Here is an 18426-nt window from a genome sequence, read left to right as displayed (position 1 = left end):
GAAAGTTAAGACGTTTTTGTCATGAGAATAAATTGTGCAGGAATACAACTGTTCTCCCTTGTCATACCGTCACGGTATCTCTAGATCCCGCTAACACGTAGCGGAATGACGATTGTCAGGCCAGCGCCCCTATGATGTCATCCCAGTGCTCCTTTTTTTGTCATCCCAGTGTCCAGACACTGGGATCCAGGTTGCTCACAAGCAAACTAGCATAGAAAGTGGTTACAACGTTTTCGATGAGATTATATGGAAAACTGGATCCCAGTGTCAGCTACTCGGATGACATCATCCTTTTTTTGGGATTCCAGTGTCACGCGCTGGAATGACACCTTCCGTATAAACATTAAGAAATTTACCAAGCGGAGAAAAAGGCAAAAGAAGCCCCGTGGTTGGCTAATTACTTACATTATACTTTCAAGTATGGCGTTTTTTTATTCTAAACGTTTAATAACCGCGATTCAGCTACTTTTAAACCGCAACTAATCTAAATTATAAACGTTAAGAAATTTACTAAACAGAAAAAAAGGCAAAAGAAACCCTAGGGTAGCTAGTTATTCACTATCCATTTTTTAAGTTGGCGTTTTTTTATGTTTTAAACGCTTTATAAGCGCGTTTCAGCTTATGTAGGTAGAAATTTTATAAGACATAAGATGCACATAGTGCAAAAAATTAAGCATGAGACGCCAGATACGTGAGTTTTTTGTCATTTAATCTGTACAGAGAAGATAAATAAATAGCTTCAGTTTCATGATAAGGGGGTTGGCGAAGGGTGTCAAGTAACTTTTGCATTTAATCCATTTCTATGGCTTATATAATAATCGTTATTGTAGTATAATTTAGAATAATGCAATAGATACCTAAATGTTTTAGCTATTAATTATATGTTGCACAAAAGCATATATTGCCCTACCATCCAAGTAGGTTAGAAATAAAGAGGTTTTTATGAGTTTTACTTTACCTGAATTACCATACGATAAAACAGCTTTGGAGCCTTATATATCTGCAAAAACCTTAGATTTTCATTATGATAAGCACCATAAAGGATATTTAAATAAACTCAACGAGCTAGTTGAAAATACGGATTATCAACATGTAAAAATTGAGGAATTAATAACAAAAGTGCATGGTAATAGCGGCAACTTGCCTATATTTAATAATGCAGCACAAGTTTGGAACCATACTTTTTATTGGAATTCAATGAAAAAAAATGGTGGTGGTAAGCCTAAAGATGGTAGTCTTCTAGCAAAAAAAATTCAAGACGATATCGGTGGCTTTGATAAATTTTATGAAGAATTTTCGAATCATGGAGTAAGCCAGTTTGGCAGTGGATGGGTATGGTTAGTGCTCGAAAAAGGTAGGTTAGGAAAGCTCAAAATCACCAAGACTCCAAATGCAGATTTGCCAATAATTTATGGCCAAGTGCCACTACTCACTATGGATGTGTGGGAGCACGCCTATTATTTAGATTGTCAAAACCGTAGAATTGACTACATAAAAGTTTTCCTTGATCATTTGATTAATTGGGATTTTGCAGAAGAGAACTTAGAAGAATATATGAGATGAATATACCCCGGGTAACAAAATTAGATAATGGTCTGCGCATAATAACTGAGCAGGTGCGTGATATTGATTCCGTAGCTTTAAGCATACGAGTTGGTGTTGGCAGTAGAGCAGAAAGTGCAAAGCAAAATGGAATATCCCATTTTTTAGAACACATGGCTTTCAAAGGGACGAAGACAAGAACTGCCTTTGAAATTGCAAAAGCTTTTGATGACATAGGTGGAGTTTTCAACGCTAGCACCGGTAGGGAAAGCACCACCTATTATGCAAAAGTCCTCAAGAAAGACATAAAAACTGGTATTGATATATTAATAGATATATTGATGAATTCCACGTTTCCAGAAGATGAATTGGAACGTGAGAAGGGTGTTGTAATACAAGAGATTTTTCAAACTAATGATTCACCAAGTGACATTATTTTCGACAAATATTTTGAGGCAGCTTATAAAGACCAACCATTTGGTAGGTCAATCTTAGGCACGCAAAATACTGTAAAATCTTTTACTCGAGGAGATCTAGATAATTACATAAATGAGCATTACTTTGGTGAGAATATGCTATTTGCCGTTGCAGGAAATGTTGAACATGAAGAAGTTGTTGCATTAACCAAAGATTTTCTCTCAAAGATTCATTCTAAAAAGCTGAAAAAAAGCCAAAATGCGAGCTGTACTGGTGGTGAGTATTTAGAACATCGTAAATTAGATCAGGTACACTTGCTAATTGGTCTACCTAGTGTTTCTCGCCATGACGATAAATATCACACGTTTCAAGTGCTTGATTCTATATTAGGGAGCGGAATGTCATCACGTTTATTCCAGGAAGTAAGGGAAAAGCAGGGATTAGCTTACTCTGTTTATTCATTTAATTCCAGCTATACTAATACAGGAATGTTTTCCATTTTTGCTGGTACAGACAGTAGTAACTTAGATAAGCTTTTAAAATCTATAACGACAGAGTTGAAGAAGTTGTCTACAGATGATCTGAAGGAAGAAGAAGTAAATAGAGTGAAAGAGCGAGTAAAATCCCAAATTTTAATGTCACGCGAAAGTGTTAGCTCACGTGCTGAAACATTGGGACACTACTACGGTAACTATAATAGGTACATCAGTAAAAATGAATTAATAGAAAAAATTGGTGCAGTTACCACTGCTAACGTAAAAAAAGCAGCAGAAGAATTGTTATCTCAGCATGAAAAAACCACTCTAGCTGCAATTGGAGAAATTGAATCATTGCCAAGTTACGATAAAGTGGTTTCTATGCTTAAAGCTTAGTGTACTTTAATTATGTTGCTTAAGCTCACTAAAAAGTTCAATGAACGGTTGCAAAATCCTTTCTATAAAAAGTTTGCTTTCTGGTTCATCGCGTATATTACTTATCAGTTTATTCAAAGTTTTCTCGCTGTTTCGTAAAAATAAATAGCTTTCTACTGCTTGCACACCAGACAAGACAGTCAAAATTCCTCCTATCACTAGACAAGCAGCTATAGCAGGTACGGTACCCACTGCAATTGCAGTTGCGATTAATGATAACCCAGCTAAGAATGTAACGGCTGAAACGCAAAACGCTATTTGATGTTTTTCTTTATTGTTAACGTTCGGTAGAAGCTGTAGCTTTACTCCTCTCGTTTGAGTTTTATTACTACAACTCCCCCTAAAGAACCGTGCTTGCAGATTTCCCGCACACGGCTCATCAATATTAGTTTTCACAGTCGTCCCTCTTATGCATATAAAGAAAAATGTATTTTTGGCTTTGGTAATGGATTTACTTCTACGTAGTGTACAAACTGTTCCCAGGTCATACTCTTTTTCTGACTACGCCGATTTATCCATTTAAATGCTAGCTTTCTTACTGATGTGTAAAATTGTTTCAAACACCAATAATTTCCGCTAATACCAAAGTAGTTATAGTGTCCTGTTAATTTAGCCTTCAGTACTTGCCACCAATCTTTAAGTCGAATACTTCCGCGGACTATTTTCAACCACTCCTTGATTTCTTTTAGTTTTCTGGCTAGATTTAACTTAGAGGTTTTATGTCCCATCATTAATCTACCACGACAACTTTTTGCACCATAGTGCGTAAACCCCAGAAAATTGAATTTCCGTCCTTCGTTTCTCTCTTATCGCTCGTTGCCACTCCCTCTTGCCAAACTTTACTACTCTGGTCTTGTTTTCAGATACTTCCAACCCAAATTTATTTAGCCTTTGTTTCAGTAATTCCAGAAATTCTTCCGCGTCTACCTTACTTTCGCAACAAACCACAAAATCATCGCAAAACCTTATTACTTGTATATATCCTCTGGATCTTGGTTTAAATTTCTTTTCTATCCATAAATCCAACACATAATGTAAGTATATATTTGCTAATACAGGACTTACTATACCGCCTTGTGGTGTACCTTGTTTTGTTGCTTCATAATTTCCAGCTTCGACTATCCCTGCCTTGAGAAACCGCTTTACTAACCACAGCAAATTTGGGTCAGTTATTCGTTCCCTTAGACACCTCATTAGCCATTTATGCTGTATATTATCGTAGAACTTCTTGATATCCACTTCTACAATGTAGTTTATTGGCTTGTACATAACTGCTTTATCTAGTGCATTTACCGCTTGATGACAGTTTCTTCCTGGTCGAAATCCATATGAGCTGTCCAGAAAGTTTGCCTCGTAAATATTTTCTAATATCTTCTTCAGCATAATCTGTACTAATTTATCCTCGGTCGATGGTATTCCGAGTCCGCGTTTCTCTTTACTTCCAGCTTTCGGTATATATACCCTCTTTACTGGTTGTGGTTGATATTGCTTCCTCTTCATACTTTCTACTAGCACTTCGAGTTTCTCATTCAGATTTTCTCCGTATGATTCCACTGTTATCTGGTCTACTCCACAAGCCTTGTTACGCTTCAGTTCTTTATAACATCTCGCAAGATTCTCTGTATTTATCAGATGGACTAACGATGTGAATTTTAGTCGCTTATCTTGCTTTGCTCTTACTGCTATCTGGTTTAGTTTATATCGCATGTTATTCCTACCTCCGTTGTATTGGCATAGCAATCCCTATTCCAGTTACTATATTGCTGATCGCTTCCCCTTGTACGTGGCTTTCCCACATTCTGAGTACTATCAATCAGTCCGACTTCCCCTGCATCTTCCGCTAGTTCTTGCCTTTGTTGACTTGTTCCAACGTACCTTAATAGGAATGCATGGGATCTCCCAAGTTCACTTGAAGTCCATTTCAATACATGGCACGGTCTCAGATCCCGATAGAGTGAGTGATAACTTGCCTTTACGTTATCCTTCATGCTGTCTTCCATGGCCATGAACATGTCGACCTCTATGTCTTCAGGTATTTCGGGACTCCACTCCTTCACTTCCGTTGTGCCCTGCATTGTCCATCCCACTAGCTCTATTACACTCGTTACCTCATGCAACATAGTGGTCTGTTCCAAACTGTTGGCTAGACTTTGTTTGTGTTGGATTTTCACCAACTGTTCTCCAAGCACTTCTTGGCGCACCTTGGCGCACCTTGGCGCACCTTGGCAATGCCCGTGCAATAAAGACAAATTTCCTATGGTATTATTGTTCCTATTTTTGTCTTGATGATGCACTTCAATTATGTCCTCTGACCTAAAATATAGCTGACAATAATTACATTTACCCTGTTGCATCTTCAGTAATTTTATCACTCTTAGTGACTTATCTGGTACTCTACGACTGCTCCAATATATCCAGTCTCCATCATATGGAGATTTTGCTCCTCTCACTTTGATATGCCGCTTAATAGCATGGTCTCCATGTTTGATAAGATATTTTCCATTACTTGTCATAAACCTCCAATTATCATTCTTATACCTTTTAAAGTATTTCCTCTTTATCCAGTATTTGCCTTTATTTGTATGTTTACGTACTGCCCATTTCCATAGTTTTCTAAACATAACGCTATCTAGTAACTCGAAGACTTTCCTTGAAATCACTGAAGTATAATACTGACACCATCCTCTAATAAGTGGATTTAGGTTTTTTATAATAGCTTCTTGTGGTGCTCCACACATTTCTTTAAGTTTGTACTTAGCGGTTAATGTATATCGTTTTATAGAGTTGCGGCTCGGTTTTATTAGTAACTTGTATGTTTTCTTACCTTGTTTTACTGTATGCTGTCGTATTGTAAATCCAAGAAAATCAAAGCCTGGTTTTTTTTCCTTTAGAGGATTCAATGAATGAGAAATTTTTGTCTTTGATGACTTTAATTCTAATCCAATGGTTTTTAACCATTCCTTAATTAAAATCTCTGCCTTAAGCACAATTTGCTTACTTTCATGAAATACCACAAAGTCATCGGCATAAGTAATTATGCTGAGTGATCTTTTTGCCTTTTCTCTACATGATCTACCAAGTTTTTCTTTTCTATAGCTTCTTATCTGATCTGCCATTGTTTCTTTTAAATAGCTTTCTAAACCATTTAGAGCGATACAGGCGAGCAATGGAGAAATTGTTCCTCCTTGGATAGTACCACTTTCAGTTGGTTTATATATTCTATTTTCCATAACACCTGCTTTCAACCACCCTCTTAATATTTTCTTTAACGTTGGTGTGGTATTGAGCTTTTCAAGTAGTTTATTATGGTTAATATTGTCAAAGCACCCAGATATATCAGCATCTAAGATGAATGCTGTCTTTCGACTCAACGCTTGAAATATTGCTTCAATGGCATCATGACATGATCTACCAGGTCTAAAACCATAAGTGTTTGGCTCAAATTTTGCCTCCCACTCAGGTTCTAAAGCCATTTTTACAAGTGTTTGTTTTGCTCGACACGATATAGTGGGTATCCCCAATGGGCGTTTCTCATTCTTTCCAGGTTTTGAAATCCAAATGCGTCTTGATGGCTTTGCTTTCTCCCTTATATCTAAGGAGTTTGCCAATTGCAATCTTTCTTTTTGACTAAGGTTAGCTTTTCCATCAATACCTGCAGTTTTTTTCCCTCTGTTGTCCTGAGTTACCCTTCTAACTGCTATCGTTCTTGCACTTGTTGATTTGAGTAATAATCTCTGAAGATTGTGCATCTTTTTGATATCATTACATTGTGAAGCTCGGTAAATTCGTTTTTGTAGCTTAAACGAAAATTTCTCTAGCTTGCGCCAAGGAATTTCATTCCATTCATACCTAACATTTTGTTGGCTCATAACATATTCACTACTATTTACAACTTTACCTTCCAAATTACAGTGTCCACGTCTGCATATCCTAGACATTACCCTAGGCATTAGCTTCTTAAACAATCCCTCCACACAGAGACTTGCGGTTGGCTACCTGCTTGTTACTCTTATAAAGATTAACAAGAGCTTCCATGTGGTTACTCCGTTCCATGAAACCATTTCGTGTTGGATTTAGGTTCTTACTTTTTGCCGAGAGATCGGAAACATCTTGATTAAACGTGAGCATTTTAATCATCCATTCTCTGTACCTTTTGGTTTATGCGTATCAACCTTTTTTTTCGCATATTTGCAATGACGACAATTCAAACATAAGTTTCTTTCGTAACCATATCTAACTCTTCTCGAGAGGATTTATTATAAGGTTTAATATTACTCCCTTTTAGTTCATGCTTGCACCCTAGAAAATTGCCAATTTCCTAAAATGTGAACTATGATTTCAACCAGATGTTATGGTGGATGGAATTTAACCATCATGATTTCATGACATCGGATCGCACGCATCACAATTGCAACAAAAAAGTTCTGAAGCAGTGAAAGTTTTGCCGCAACCTTCAACAGATGTCACAGAGAGCACAGCACAAAAGCATCAGGCTCCTGCTGCTCAAAATAGGTAAAGTAGTGAAAGTTCAGTATAAGTTGCTTGCATCTGCAAGTAACTTATACTTTTATGATGAGCAACACAATACTACCAAGAAATTTCTACGAGCGGCCAACTTTGGTTGTAGCCGGGGAGTTACTAGGAAAGATGCTGAAATTTTCTAACTTTAGTGGAATAATAACCGAAGTTGAAGCCTATATAGGAATGAGTGACCCAGCTTGTCATGCAGCTAAGGGTTATACTAACCGAACCTCAGTAATGTTTGGTATGCCGGGGTTTTCATATGTGTACTTTATATATGGGATGTATTACTGTTTAAATATTGTAACAGAAGCAGAAGGGTTCCCAGCAGCAGTGTTAATACGGGGATTAAAGCTCATTGAACCGCTTGAGGCAAATTTAGGTGGGCCAGGAATATTGTGTAAAAGATTAAATATTACAAAAGAACATAACAAACAGGACCTTACTATAAGCCACGAATTTTGTGTTTATGAATCTTACCTCAAACCAGATTATATTTGCACCCCGAGAATCGGAATTAGTAAAGGCCAAGAGAAATTTTGGCGGTTTAAGATTTTCTAAACTTAAGACCTTGCGTAGACTATTTGCCAATCGGATAATCACCAGTGAAACAAGCATCACAATATTGTGGTGTAGCATTGTTACGCTTTTCTGCTTTAACAGCCTGATATAGTCCATCAATACTCAAGAAGGCTAGGCTATCTACTCCTATAACTTCCTTAATTTCCTCTACAGATTTATTTGCAGCAATTAAATCTTTGCACTCTGGCGTATCTATTCCATAAAAACAAGAATGCTTAATTGGTGGGCTTGAAATTTTGAGGTGAATCTCTTTTACTCCTGCATCCTTTAACATAACTATTATATTTGTTAACGTACTACCACGCACTATACTATCATCTATTAAAATTATGTTTTTACCTTTCAAAATGTGCTTATTAGCATTGAATTTTAATTTTATTCTAACTTTACGTACTTCAGCGGTTGGTTGTATAAAAGTTCTTCCTATGTAATGATTACGAATTATTCCCAGTTCCATAGGTAACCCTGAATGCTTTGCATATCCAATAGCTGCAGGTATTCCAGAATCAGGTATTGGTACAACCATATCCATATTGTTTTTTGGTGGGCTCTCTTCTGCAAGTATTCTTCCTATTTCTTTTCTTATATCATATATGGACCTATTCTCCATTATGCTGTCTGGTCTTGAAAAATAAACGTATTCAAAAATACAAAAACTTGATTTTTGCTGTGGGAAAGGAAATGCTGAAGCTAGATTACCATTTCGATCAATGGTGACTAACTCACCTGGTTCTATTTCTCTAACAAACTCTGCATTTACTATATCAAGAGCACAAGTTTCAGATGCAAGAACATAAGAACCGTTTAACTTCCCTAAAACAAGAGGCCTGATTCCAGACGGATCACGTACTCCAATAACTACTTCTTGATTGATTGCCACAAAAGAATAAGCACCTTGTATTTGCTTTAATGCATATATAAAACTCTCTAAGAAGCTATCTTTTTCACCGCTTGCTGTCAGATGCACTACTACTTCTGTATCAATATCTGACTGAAAAACGCACTCTTGTTTAATTAATTGTTCGCGTATTGGAGAAATATTAATTAAATTACCATTATGTGCTATGGCAAAATCCCCAAATTTGCCACTTTTGCCAAGCATGGGCTGCACTCCAAACTTATTACCACTTGTTGAGTATCGAACGTGACCTATTGCACAATCTTCAGGTAAGGATTTCTTTATTTCATCTATATCATCAAATACGCTGCTCACTTGACCTTGAAAGTGATAAGAGTGCAGCTTATCGTTGTTACTGGTTACTACGCCAAAAGACTCTTGACCTCTATGCTGCAAAGCGTGGAGAGCAAGTATAGAGTTAAAAGCAGCACTTTGGTTGCAACTTATGCCAAATACCCCACATTCCTCACGCATTTCATCTAGCATAAAAACTATTAAGTAAAGTTTAATTTTACTTTAGCATAGGTAAAATACAAGCATTTTGTTGTTCATCTGCTTTTATTGCCAGCAATAATCCTATGCATATCAAGCTTGCAGCAGTTGTACTTCCTCCATAGGAAAGAAATGGCAGTGGATCGCCTATCACAGGCAAGAGGCCTATTGACATTCCAATGTTTACAAAAAAATGAGCGCTAAAAAAGGCGAAAATGCCGATAGATACCGACTTAGAAAAATAATTTTTCGACCTATAAGCGATAGAGAAAATTACTCCAAGTAATGAGGTATAAAGCAAAATTAAAGCCATGCTACCTAAAAAGCCCCATTCCTCACTCAGCACTGCAAAAGCAAAATCTGTACGTTTCTCCGGCAAAAATCCAAGTTGAGTTTGACTTCCGTTAACAAAGCCCTTACCAAGCAAACCTCCTGAACCAATAGCTATTTGAGATTGCTGCGCATTATAACCTATTCCAAGTGGATCCACTGATGAATCCAAAAATGACAATATCCTTTGCTTGTGATAAGGACGTAAAAAAGGCCAAATAGCCGGTACTGCAAAAATGCCAAGAGTTCCACATATTACTGAATGAGATCTTTTTATTATTGTTGTGAATATAATTGATATCCCTATAAATAACATTATCATAGCTGTGCCTAAATTAGGTTGCTTTAACACCAAGAACACGGGTAAGAAAATAATTATAAGTGCCTTAAGCAATCTTTTAAATTCCATCATTTTATACATACTCTGCTTATCAAAATAGCGAGCAAGCGCAAGTATTAAGCCTACTTTTGCAAATTCTGATGGTTGCAAACTAATTGATCCAATTCTTATCCACCTTGTTGCACCCATTATGTGTGAGCCAAAAAAATTTACTGCTAATAGTGAAATCGCTGCTGCTATATAAAAAAAGTAGGCGTACTTCAAGTAAAAATCTAGCTCTATGAATGACATAGCTATAGCGAGTAGGAAAAAGAAGGAAAATATGACCAGTTGGTGAATCGCAAATGGCACCCACTTTCCTCCAGCAGAAGAGTATTGAACAACAATGCCAACGCAAAACAGCGCTATCACGTTAATGACTAATAACCAATGAATCTTCTTCAGCCTACCCACAATAAAGACCTTATAACCTTAAAGTATAGTAAAATATGAAACAAAGATAAAAATCAAAAAACCAACTTCTCAACTACTAACCGAATTGGAGTGCTATATATTCCAGTTACTACTGTTAAAGCTGCCATAAACAATAGACAGAAAAGCATAGGAAATGGCACATCATTAATTTTGCCTAGTGTCATTCTAGTGCGTGACGTTGCATCATTTTCAAAATACATTTTCTCTACCATCTTCCACATGTATATTAGTGCAAGAAAAGAACCGGCAGCAAAAGCTATCAGGGAAATCCACGCGCGAGATTCGATAATTGCTTTCATTATATACCACTTGCTTACAAAGCCATTTGTTAAAGGCACACCGATTAATGCTAAACTGAGTAGAGTGAACGCAAGTGCTGTATAAGGCATTGATTTCTTGAGTCCCGATAAATTCTCTATTTTTGTTGTATCAAATTTGTAAGAAATACATCCTGCAGCCATAAATAAAGATGTTTTTATTATGCTGTGGTTTACTATGTGAAGAATTGCTGCAAATACACCTGTTTTTGAGTTAAAACTCAGTGCTAAAATTATATAACCAATTTGGCTAATACTAGAGTGAGCAAACAGTCTTTTTATGTCTTTTGCGGTTATTGCAAATATCGACCCAAATACAATAGCGCAAAGTGCGAGGATAATTATCACATTGTCCAGTAGCGGCTTAAATAAGAAAAAATTTTGATAAAAAACAGTATAAAAGATTCTGATGAAAACATATATCATCACTTTTGTCACTGTGCCTGAAAAGAATATGCTAATGAAACTTGGCGCCTCACTATATGCATTAACCAGCCACCTGCTTAATGGAAACAGTGCCATTTTGATTGAGAGACCAACAAAAATGAACAATGTGCCAAGCTTTATGATGTTGTTATCGTATAATGGAACTATTCTTTCAGCCATGTCAGACATATTGAGCGTTCCAGTCATTGAATACAAGAGCCCGATGCCAAATAAATAAAATGTTGCACCTATTGTTCCACTAATTAGATATTCAAATGCTGCAACCAAGGCTTTTTTATCCCTTCCCATTGAAACTAATACATAAGAAGAAAGAGATGAAATTTCCAAGAAAACGTAAAGGTTAAATATGTCGTTTGTTACTAAAATCCCAAGCAGTCCGCTTAAGCACAGTAGAAATAGAGAGTAAAAACCAGTGATTTTGTTTTTGCTAATCTCTTTTTCGTTAATATAAAAGCTATAAAGCACACTAATCAGCGCTATAAAATTCACTAGGGTTAGAATTAAGGAATTTAACACGTCGATTCTTAACTCTATTCCATACGGAGGAGCCCAATTTCCAAGGTGATAAGTTATAATTTCACCTTTATATGTTTTAATGAGTAGTATTGATGAAATGATAAGAGTGATTGTTGTTGCAATAAAAGAAATAAACCAAGATACCTTGTGTTTCTTGGCAAGAAAGCAAAACATTGATGCAATTATTGGGATAATAACTTGTAAGATTGGTAATTGCATTAAATTGTTGTTAATATATCGTTAAAGTATTAGTATATATAATACTTTTTGTTTTAATACCCTTATGTTATCTAAAATTTGTAATGCAATAAAACGCCTATTACGAAGAGAAGATAAATTTGTAGGAAGAGATGAAAATGGAAATTCTTACTATGAATCAAGTAAAGGAAAAAGGTGGGTTATGTATAGCAGTGTTTCTGAGCCTACAACAGTGCCTCCGGAATGGCATATATGGCTTCACTATACTGATAATGTAGTACCAGTTAATAATAAAAAAAGAAAAGTAAAACATACTCCTAATTTAACGGGTACAAAAGATGCATACTATCCAAACCAAAAAGTGAAAAATTACTATAAAAGCTGGAGTCCTGATAACTAAAGATGCGAAGGTCAAATATACTTGAAATAACCGCTGGATTATTTGTATTAATTTTTACTATTTTTCTGATTTTCTTTGCTATTGATAATCTATCTTACATAAAGAAAAACTATAAGGATTGCTATAAAATATATGGTCTTTTTGCTAACGCTAACGGTATAGGAGTTGGTGATAGTGTCAAGATCTCTGGTGTAGATGTTGGAAGCATAACTGGTGTATCACTTGACAAAGCTACCTACGTAGCACGAATCGATATGTGTATAAGCAAAGACATAAAATTGCCAATTGATAGTTCAGCTCTGATCACTAGCAGTGGAGTTGTTGGCAGTAAATTTGTTAATATATCACCTGGATCAGATATTAAACTAATCTTGCATGGTGGTAAAATAGAGTATACTCAAGCTGAAGCAAACATGGGTGGAATAATGGACAGAATTCTTGGTATGTTTACGAAGTGAAAATGGCAGGATTCCAAGTGTACCCGTTCAGGTGAAGCCTCCTGTAGTTCTAAAGTATTTAAGGAGTTTGCCTTATTTCTTGCCTTTTCTACCGCTTGCTTTGGGGTTTATAGTATAGAAAGTGCCTTAACAGTTGCAGTGCATGTCTATTAATGATAAAATGAAGATTAATTCATTTTGATATTATGATTGGTTTACTGTTTGCCGTACTATTGTTCCTCTGTGGTAGTGATGCACTTGCAAAACAGGAGCCACGTTCAATAGCTGGAGATAATCACATAAAGGTAATAAATTATAACCCACAGGCTATACATAAGTATACGGGTTTTTATGGTTATCAGTCCAGTATATTGTTTGAACCAGGGGAGATAATACAAAACCTTTCAATGGGTGATTCAACTGGTTGGCAACTTCTTCCTCAAGGTAACAGATTGTTTATTAAGCCCATAGATGATATTGCTGATACTAATGCAACTATAATTACCAATAAAAGAGTTTATTACTTTGAACTTCATGCTGAAGAAGCAACTGGACTAGATGATCCAAGATTAGCATATGAAGTAAGGTTTCTTTATCCACTATTTAGCAGTGATGAGATTTACACAACAAATAACGGTGATATCTTCGAACAAGCTAGTCATACCATTATTCCTGATATCAATGATATTGAAGTTGTAAAGAAGGGATTAAATTTTAATTATTCCATCTCGCACGTCAAAGGTAGTCAGTCAATAATACCAATTAAGGTTTTTGATGACGGAAAATTTACATATCTACAATTCAATAAAATAAACTCTGATTTTCCGGCAGTTTTTATGGTTGATTCTGCAGGATATGAGTCTTTAGTAAATTTCCGTACAGTTGATAACTACCTGATAATCGAAAGGGTAAGTTCAGTGTTTACCTTAAGGAATGGATCGAGTACAGTTTGCCTATTTAATGAAACCATACCTTTCAAAAAAGGGTAAAGGCTATAATGCCCGAGATATGGGTGCAAAATTTTTTCTATGATGTTCTGTAATTCCATAAAGGCCAATAGCGTTAAGGTGCTCTTTTGTCCCATATCCTTTATTTTTATACCAATTATATTCAGGATGCTTATTGTGCAATTCTTGCATAAGCCGATCTCTCGTAACTTTTGCAACGATTGAAGCTGCTGCAATTGATGTACTCAAATTATCACCATTTACTATGGATTTCACTTGCCATTTCACTTCAGGTGGTTGATTACCATCAACTAGCACATAATCTAATTCTAGGTCCAAGTCTATCAACGCACGTTTCATTGAAAGTTTTGTTGCTTGCAAGATATTGTATGAATTTATTTCTTCTACGCTTGCCATTCCTATACCAAATTTTGCAACGGATATTATTTTTTCATATAGGACTTGCCTACATTGAGGAGTCAACTTTTTCGAGTCGTTGATTCCATCAATAATTGTATTTCTATCAATAAACACTACGGCTGCGGATATTACTGGACCAGCTAGCGGACCTCTTCCAACTTCATCCACTCCTGCTATCACTCCTGATAATTTATTTTCTAATATAAAGTCTGGGTATTTCATAGGTTTTTATAATAAGAAAGTTATAGTAAAAACTGAACAGATAATAGAAATTATCCAAAATTTCATAACGATTGCATTTTCTGACCATCCCTTCTTCTCAAAGTGATGATGTATTGGTGCCATAAGAAAAACTCTTTTTCCTTCTCCATATTTAAACTTTGTATATTTAAAATATGATATCTGAATAATAACAGATAGAGTCTCTATTACAAAGATTATTCCAATAATGGCAAAAAGCATTTCTCTTTTAATTAGGACACTAGTTAACCCTAAAGCCGCACCTACCGACAAGCTACCAACATCACCCATAAATATTTTTGCTGGATGTGTGTTAAACCACAAGAAACTTAGAATAGCTCCTATAAATGCAATGCAGAATAAAGTAATATTCATATCTGCCTGAGTTATATATGCAATTAGCCCCAAAAAAGCAAAGGAAGTGATAACTTGAGTTGCAGCAAGGCCATCCAAACCATCTGTGAGATTCACAGCATTAGAAGAGCCGACAATTACAAACGCAGCAAACGGAACATATAGATAGCCAAAATCTATTATTACTCCTTTAAATAGGGACGTTTTTGTAAAACATTCAGCAGAGTATAGCTTAAGTATAAACACACCAACCAGAGCAACAATAAACTGAACAAGTATTTTGGTTTTTGCACTTAAACCTCGATAGTGATTTGTCTTCAATTTTAAATAATCATCAATAAATCCAAGTAGAGCAAAAAATAGAGTTATCAATATCAGCAGCAAAATTTCTGGTGTTAACTGAGCCCAGAGTAAAATTGGTAATAAAGAAGAAATCAGTATTATTATTCCGCCCATAGGTGGTACATTCTTTTTTGTTATTAAATGACTTTCTGGTCCACATGATCTAATTGGTTGCCCATCTTTGCTTATTTTTTTTAGAAGCTTTATAAAATAGGGAAAAAGAATAAACCCAAAAACAAATGAGGTAAAAAATACTTTTGTAGCTAAGATCATCTGCTTACTTAAATTGACTAAGTGTCATACCACCTATAGCTAATAAAGTCAACTTCTGTCATCCTATAGCCTGACCCACAACTGTACGAACATTGTGATTTGGGCCCATCAGTAGGGTGTCATCCCAGTCTGGAATCCACAACTGTACGAACGTTGTAGTTTGGACCACCAGTGGGGTGTCATCCCAGTGCCCAGACACTGGTTCTATGCAACTTAATTAAAAACGTTTGTTTTAGTGTAAGACAATTACCTTTAGCTTATCAGCTCAGTTATAAGCAAAATTTCTGGATTCCAGACTGGAATGACACCATTTGCTGTGCAATTTACCTTCAAAAATGAATGTTCGTACAGTTGTGAACCTGTGGCAGGTATTACATAAGAGCATTTCCCTCTTCTAAATTAAAACGCACTTTTGCCTCCTTTGCAGTCTATACTTTAGATGTATTTAATTTACAAATACTAATTATTTATTAATAATGGTGATATGTAAATATAGTTATAAAATAATTGTTACACTTGAATTCCTTCCTGGTTTCTGTTGTTATCAGAACATTTAAAACACTTTAAGAAAGCTGCTTAGTTAAATTAACTTAGACAAGTAAATAGCAGTTTTGCAGCCTGTTTTTATGAATGATGATAAAATGTTGTAGCCAAATGCGCTTTCAGCATTGTGCTGAATTGCAATATCTTTGTGCTCTAACTCCTCGTCGCGAAATTTACTTATAGTTTCTCTTAATTCCCCATCTTCTAAATGTGAAACTTGCTCTTTGTAGTGCTCCCCGATAACTTCTTCAACTGCAGCAGTGCAAGCCATAGCAGCTTTTTTGCCCATAATGGCAGTTGCAACGCCAAGCGACACTCCTAAAACACGCCAAACAGGCAACAAAACAGTAGGACGAACTTTTTGCTCTTTGATTTTCTCATTAAAATAGTGAAAATGCTTTTTTTCCTGCTCTTCCATTTCAATTATTTCATTGATTATAGAAGATTTCTTAAGAATAAATTTTTGACCAGAATAAATGCAAATAGCTCCATATTCTCCAGCGTGATCTACTCTAATTGCCTGTTGCAAGAACTGATTGTTGCTGTACCTTAAATTATTTAGATTTCTTTCTTTCTCCACAATACACCTTACCTGATACGAACAGAGCTACTATGAGATAAATTAGATTCCATGTTGCTAAGGAAACACCTAGAACGTAATGAGGTCTGTCACAAGATGGAGAGTAATTAGGATTTAGTAGATTATTTCTGAGCTCTTCTATACTAACGTTACCACTTGCTTGCTCTGTACAACCTAAAACATCATGAAATAAGTGGAGTTCAAGACCTATATGATAAAAAGATATTACTGCACCTATGAGGTAGCTGCAAAACATTGCATAGATTAGAATTTTGTTGTCTTTAAGCATGCACGCTACTGCAAGTAATCCGGCGATATAGTAAACTATTCGCTCGTATGTACATAACTTGCATGGCAGCATGTTGAAAAAATATTCTAGCACATATGCAAAAATTAGAGCAGCGGCACTCGACAGCAGAAAGATTGCAGGAATTCTGGAATTATTACACATAACTTTAAGTAAATTATCCCTGAAAGTATAAAGCAGAGTATTCATTTTACATAGGGATTCTTATTTTTTTTCAAAAGCAATCTAACTGGCACACCGTCTGCAAAGAAATTTTTTCTGAGATCGTTAATTAAATAGCGTTTGTAACTTTCATCAACACTTTCAGGTATGTTACATATCAAAGAAAAAGCTGGAGGTTTAGTACCAATTTGAGCGATATACTTCATTTTAACTGCTTTGCCTTTTACAAGAGGGTGAGAATGTTTTCCTACAGCATCTATGAGCCACTTATTCAGTTTTGCAGTGCTGATCTTCTTGTTCAAGGATTCACTCACTTCAAGACACTTATCTATCACATCACCGCAGCGCATGCCTTTTAACGCAGAAATTGTTATAGTTGGCACTTCCAAGAATAACCTGGTTACTTCCTGTTGTTTGACAAATTTTATTAACCTGCTTCTGTCATCCTTACCTATTAAATCCCACTTATTTAAAACAACAATAATCCCTTTCCCTCCCTTAATTGCAGCTTCACCAATTGATAAATCCTGCTGCTCAATACCAACTAGGGAGTCTAGCATTAAAACTACCACATGAGAGCGCTTGATTGATTCCATGCTTTTCTCAACAAATCTTGATTCTAAGCCATCTACAACATTCGCCTTTCTGCGGATTCCGGCAGTGTCAATTAGAGTAATTAACTCTCCATCATGATCATATGTAATATCCACAGAATCACGTGTGGTACCTGGCTCTGAACTTGTTATTAGTCTGTTTTCTGCAAGTAAACCATTTAAAAAAGTTGATTTTCCAACATTCGGACGGCCGATGATCGCGATCCTCAGCCTACTCAGTTCATTGTTAGGTAACTCAGTGTTCTCGTTAAAATTTTCAATAACACCAGCTAATGCATCATAAAGATCAACCATGCCAAGATTATGCTCGGCAGAGATATACACCGGGCCAAGAAAATCAAAAAACTGCAAATAATCAACATTTTCGGATTTATGACTCTCGCATTTATTTGCTATCAGTATCACAGGTTTATTTATTTTTCTCTTCAGCCACTTTGCAAACTCTTTATTTCGCTCATTTTGCACTTTTGCGTCAACAAGAAAGAAAATTATGTTTGAACTGGATAAAGAAAACTCTATTTGCTCAATAACTTGCAGTGAAAAACTAGTTTGGTCGTTCCATCCTCCTGTATCTATAACTTTAAACTCCAAATCGCTAATTCTCCCCATTCCCTCTCGCCTATCCCTTGTCACTCCTGGAATGTTACTCACTACTGCTGCTTTTCTTCCTACTAATCTGTTGAATAGGGTCGATTTTCCAGCATTTGGTAGGCCTACTATGGCGATTTTTAGCATAATTCAAGGGCATGTTCTATATGAAGTAAATTATAACCGAAACTTTTCAATTTAACTATTGACTTCGTAGATTATATAAGCATACTA

At 35.9% G+C, this 18426-nt stretch carries 19 protein-coding genes; 7 read left to right on the top strand and 12 right to left on the bottom strand.

Annotation, left to right across the window (positions count from 1 at the left end; all coding sequences use genetic code 11):
* Positions 1 to 112: 112 nt before the first annotated feature.
* The 3 genes from AAGD84_RS06670 to AAGD84_RS06660 all read left to right on the top strand — a co-directional run bounded on the left by AAGD84_RS06670 (position 113) and on the right by AAGD84_RS06660 (position 2831).
* On the top strand, positions 113 to 283 hold the full coding sequence (locus AAGD84_RS06670; protein WP_213863146.1) for a hypothetical protein: 171 nt from the start codon (positions 113 to 115) through the stop codon (positions 281 to 283).
* Between the two features lie 659 nt (positions 284 to 942).
* Positions 943 to 1563: a superoxide dismutase gene (locus tag AAGD84_RS06665; RefSeq protein ID WP_341817978.1), complete on the top strand. Its 621-nt coding sequence runs from the start codon at positions 943 to 945 to the stop codon at positions 1561 to 1563.
* A complete protein-coding gene (locus tag AAGD84_RS06660; RefSeq protein WP_265038356.1) occupies positions 1560 to 2831 on the top strand; it encodes a M16 family metallopeptidase in 1272 nt (423 codons plus the stop codon). Before AAGD84_RS06665 ends, AAGD84_RS06660 begins: the two co-directional genes overlap by 4 nt.
* Positions 2832 to 2837: 6 nt before the next feature.
* On the opposite strand, the gene AAGD84_RS06655 is transcribed toward AAGD84_RS06660, so the two are convergent.
* From AAGD84_RS06655 to ltrA (AAGD84_RS06640), 4 genes are read right to left on the bottom strand one after another with little or no spacing between them, the layout of a single operon-like run.
* Positions 2838 to 3266, bottom strand: a complete 429-nt coding sequence (locus tag AAGD84_RS06655; RefSeq protein WP_341817976.1) for a hypothetical protein — start codon at positions 3264 to 3266, stop codon at positions 2838 to 2840.
* Between the two features lie 11 nt (positions 3267 to 3277).
* The gene (locus tag AAGD84_RS06650; RefSeq protein WP_264329539.1) at positions 3278 to 3601 is read right to left on the bottom strand and encodes a hypothetical protein; all 324 of its coding nucleotides are present in this window, start codon (positions 3599 to 3601) and stop codon (positions 3278 to 3280) included.
* Between the two features lie 4 nt (positions 3602 to 3605).
* Positions 3606 to 4577 (bottom strand): group II intron reverse transcriptase/maturase, encoded by a 972-nt coding sequence (gene ltrA, locus AAGD84_RS06645; protein WP_341817975.1) that lies wholly within the window; start codon positions 4575 to 4577, stop codon positions 3606 to 3608.
* Positions 4562 to 6820, bottom strand: coding sequence for a group II intron reverse transcriptase/maturase (gene ltrA, locus AAGD84_RS06640; protein WP_341817974.1), 2259 nt, complete (start codon positions 6818 to 6820; stop codon positions 4562 to 4564). Before ltrA (AAGD84_RS06640) ends, ltrA (AAGD84_RS06645) begins: the two co-directional genes overlap by 16 nt.
* Before the next feature lie 622 nt (positions 6821 to 7442).
* Here ltrA (AAGD84_RS06640) and AAGD84_RS06635 point away from each other — a divergent pair.
* Positions 7443 to 7952, top strand: coding sequence for a DNA-3-methyladenine glycosylase (locus AAGD84_RS06635; protein ID WP_264339539.1), 510 nt, complete (start codon positions 7443 to 7445; stop codon positions 7950 to 7952).
* Positions 7953 to 7971: 19 nt separating this feature from the next.
* Here AAGD84_RS06635 and purF read toward each other — a convergent pair whose 3' ends face one another.
* From purF to AAGD84_RS06620, 3 genes are read right to left on the bottom strand one after another with little or no spacing between them, the layout of a single operon-like run.
* A complete protein-coding gene (gene purF / locus AAGD84_RS06630; RefSeq protein ID WP_264722942.1) occupies positions 7972 to 9357 on the bottom strand; it encodes an amidophosphoribosyltransferase in 1386 nt (461 codons plus the stop codon).
* Positions 9358 to 9382: 25 nt separating this feature from the next.
* The gene (gene rodA, locus AAGD84_RS06625; RefSeq protein WP_151807632.1) at positions 9383 to 10486 is read right to left on the bottom strand and encodes a rod shape-determining protein RodA; all 1104 of its coding nucleotides are present in this window, start codon (positions 10484 to 10486) and stop codon (positions 9383 to 9385) included.
* Between the two features lie 53 nt (positions 10487 to 10539).
* On the bottom strand, positions 10540 to 12006 hold the full coding sequence (locus tag AAGD84_RS06620; protein ID WP_341817973.1) for a proton-conducting transporter membrane subunit: 1467 nt from the start codon (positions 12004 to 12006) through the stop codon (positions 10540 to 10542).
* 64 nt (positions 12007 to 12070) lie between these two features.
* Here AAGD84_RS06620 and AAGD84_RS06615 point away from each other — a divergent pair, with 64 nt between their 5' ends.
* The 3 genes from AAGD84_RS06615 to virB9 all read left to right on the top strand — a co-directional run bounded on the left by AAGD84_RS06615 (position 12071) and on the right by virB9 (position 13811).
* Positions 12071 to 12385, top strand: a complete 315-nt coding sequence (locus tag AAGD84_RS06615; protein ID WP_007548590.1) for an NADH-ubiquinone oxidoreductase subunit NDUFA12 family protein — start codon at positions 12071 to 12073, stop codon at positions 12383 to 12385.
* 2 nt (positions 12386 to 12387) lie between these two features.
* On the top strand, positions 12388 to 12843 hold the full coding sequence (gene mlaD / locus AAGD84_RS06610) for an outer membrane lipid asymmetry maintenance protein MlaD (RefSeq protein WP_341817972.1): 456 nt from the start codon (positions 12388 to 12390) through the stop codon (positions 12841 to 12843).
* Positions 12844 to 13028: 185 nt separating this feature from the next.
* Entirely contained in the window at positions 13029 to 13811 is a 783-nt protein-coding gene (gene virB9, locus AAGD84_RS06605; protein ID WP_015589382.1) for a P-type conjugative transfer protein VirB9, read from the top strand.
* 3 nt (positions 13812 to 13814) lie between these two features.
* Here the strand turns inward: virB9 and AAGD84_RS06600 are convergent, their stop codons facing one another.
* The 5 genes from AAGD84_RS06600 to der all read right to left on the bottom strand — a co-directional run bounded on the left by AAGD84_RS06600 (position 13815) and on the right by der (position 18339).
* On the bottom strand, positions 13815 to 14411 hold the full coding sequence (locus AAGD84_RS06600) for a ribonuclease HII (protein WP_341817971.1): 597 nt from the start codon (positions 14409 to 14411) through the stop codon (positions 13815 to 13817).
* Positions 14412 to 14417: 6 nt separating this feature from the next.
* Positions 14418 to 15398, bottom strand: a complete 981-nt coding sequence (mraY, locus tag AAGD84_RS06595) for a phospho-N-acetylmuramoyl-pentapeptide-transferase (RefSeq protein WP_341817970.1) — start codon at positions 15396 to 15398, stop codon at positions 14418 to 14420.
* A gap of 580 nt (positions 15399 to 15978) precedes the next feature.
* On the bottom strand, positions 15979 to 16521 hold the full coding sequence (locus tag AAGD84_RS06590; RefSeq protein ID WP_006279362.1) for a demethoxyubiquinone hydroxylase family protein: 543 nt from the start codon (positions 16519 to 16521) through the stop codon (positions 15979 to 15981).
* Entirely contained in the window at positions 16496 to 17017 is a 522-nt protein-coding gene (locus AAGD84_RS06585) for a disulfide bond formation protein B (RefSeq protein ID WP_015589379.1), read from the bottom strand. The genes AAGD84_RS06590 and AAGD84_RS06585 overlap by 26 nt, the downstream gene beginning before the upstream one ends.
* Entirely contained in the window at positions 17014 to 18339 is a 1326-nt protein-coding gene (gene der, locus AAGD84_RS06580; protein WP_012673406.1) for a ribosome biogenesis GTPase Der, read from the bottom strand. Before der ends, AAGD84_RS06585 begins: the two co-directional genes overlap by 4 nt.
* Positions 18340 to 18426 lie beyond the last annotated feature (87 nt).

This window comes from Wolbachia endosymbiont (group A) of Andrena fulva (assembly GCF_964026815.1).
GTDB classification, from domain to species: Bacteria; Pseudomonadota; Alphaproteobacteria; order Rickettsiales; family Anaplasmataceae; genus Wolbachia; species Wolbachia pipientis.
The sequence above is the reverse complement of the archived record's forward strand: the minus strand, read 5'-3'. Positions and strand labels throughout refer to the sequence as shown.

Bases quoted from the DNA above. Each gene is read 5' to 3' on its own strand.
- AAGD84_RS06665 (WP_341817978.1), top strand. From the start codon at position 943: ATGAGTTTTACTTTACCTGAATTACCATACGATAAAACAGCTTTGGAG.
- AAGD84_RS06660 (WP_265038356.1), top strand. From the start codon at position 1,560: ATGAATATACCCCGGGTAACAAAATTAGATAATGGTCTGCGCATAATA.
- AAGD84_RS06650 (WP_264329539.1), bottom strand. From the start codon at position 3,601: ATGATGGGACATAAAACCTCTAAGTTAAATCTAGCCAGAAAACTAAAA.
- ltrA (WP_341817975.1), bottom strand. From the start codon at position 4,577: ATGCGATATAAACTAAACCAGATAGCAGTAAGAGCAAAGCAAGATAAG.
- ltrA (WP_341817974.1), bottom strand. From the start codon at position 6,820: ATGCCTAGGGTAATGTCTAGGATATGCAGACGTGGACACTGTAATTTG.
- AAGD84_RS06635 (WP_264339539.1), top strand. From the start codon at position 7,443: ATGAGCAACACAATACTACCAAGAAATTTCTACGAGCGGCCAACTTTG.
- purF (WP_264722942.1), bottom strand. From the start codon at position 9,357: ATGCTAGATGAAATGCGTGAGGAATGTGGGGTATTTGGCATAAGTTGC.
- AAGD84_RS06620 (WP_341817973.1), bottom strand. From the start codon at position 12,006: ATGCAATTACCAATCTTACAAGTTATTATCCCAATAATTGCATCAATG.
- AAGD84_RS06615 (WP_007548590.1), top strand. From the start codon at position 12,071: ATGTTATCTAAAATTTGTAATGCAATAAAACGCCTATTACGAAGAGAA.
- mlaD (WP_341817972.1), top strand. From the start codon at position 12,388: ATGCGAAGGTCAAATATACTTGAAATAACCGCTGGATTATTTGTATTA.
- virB9 (WP_015589382.1), top strand. From the start codon at position 13,029: ATGATTGGTTTACTGTTTGCCGTACTATTGTTCCTCTGTGGTAGTGAT.
- AAGD84_RS06600 (WP_341817971.1), bottom strand. From the start codon at position 14,411: ATGAAATACCCAGACTTTATATTAGAAAATAAATTATCAGGAGTGATA.
- mraY (WP_341817970.1), bottom strand. From the start codon at position 15,398: ATGATCTTAGCTACAAAAGTATTTTTTACCTCATTTGTTTTTGGGTTT.
- AAGD84_RS06585 (WP_015589379.1), bottom strand. From the start codon at position 17,017: ATGAATACTCTGCTTTATACTTTCAGGGATAATTTACTTAAAGTTATG.
- der (WP_012673406.1), bottom strand. From the start codon at position 18,339: ATGCTAAAAATCGCCATAGTAGGCCTACCAAATGCTGGAAAATCGACC.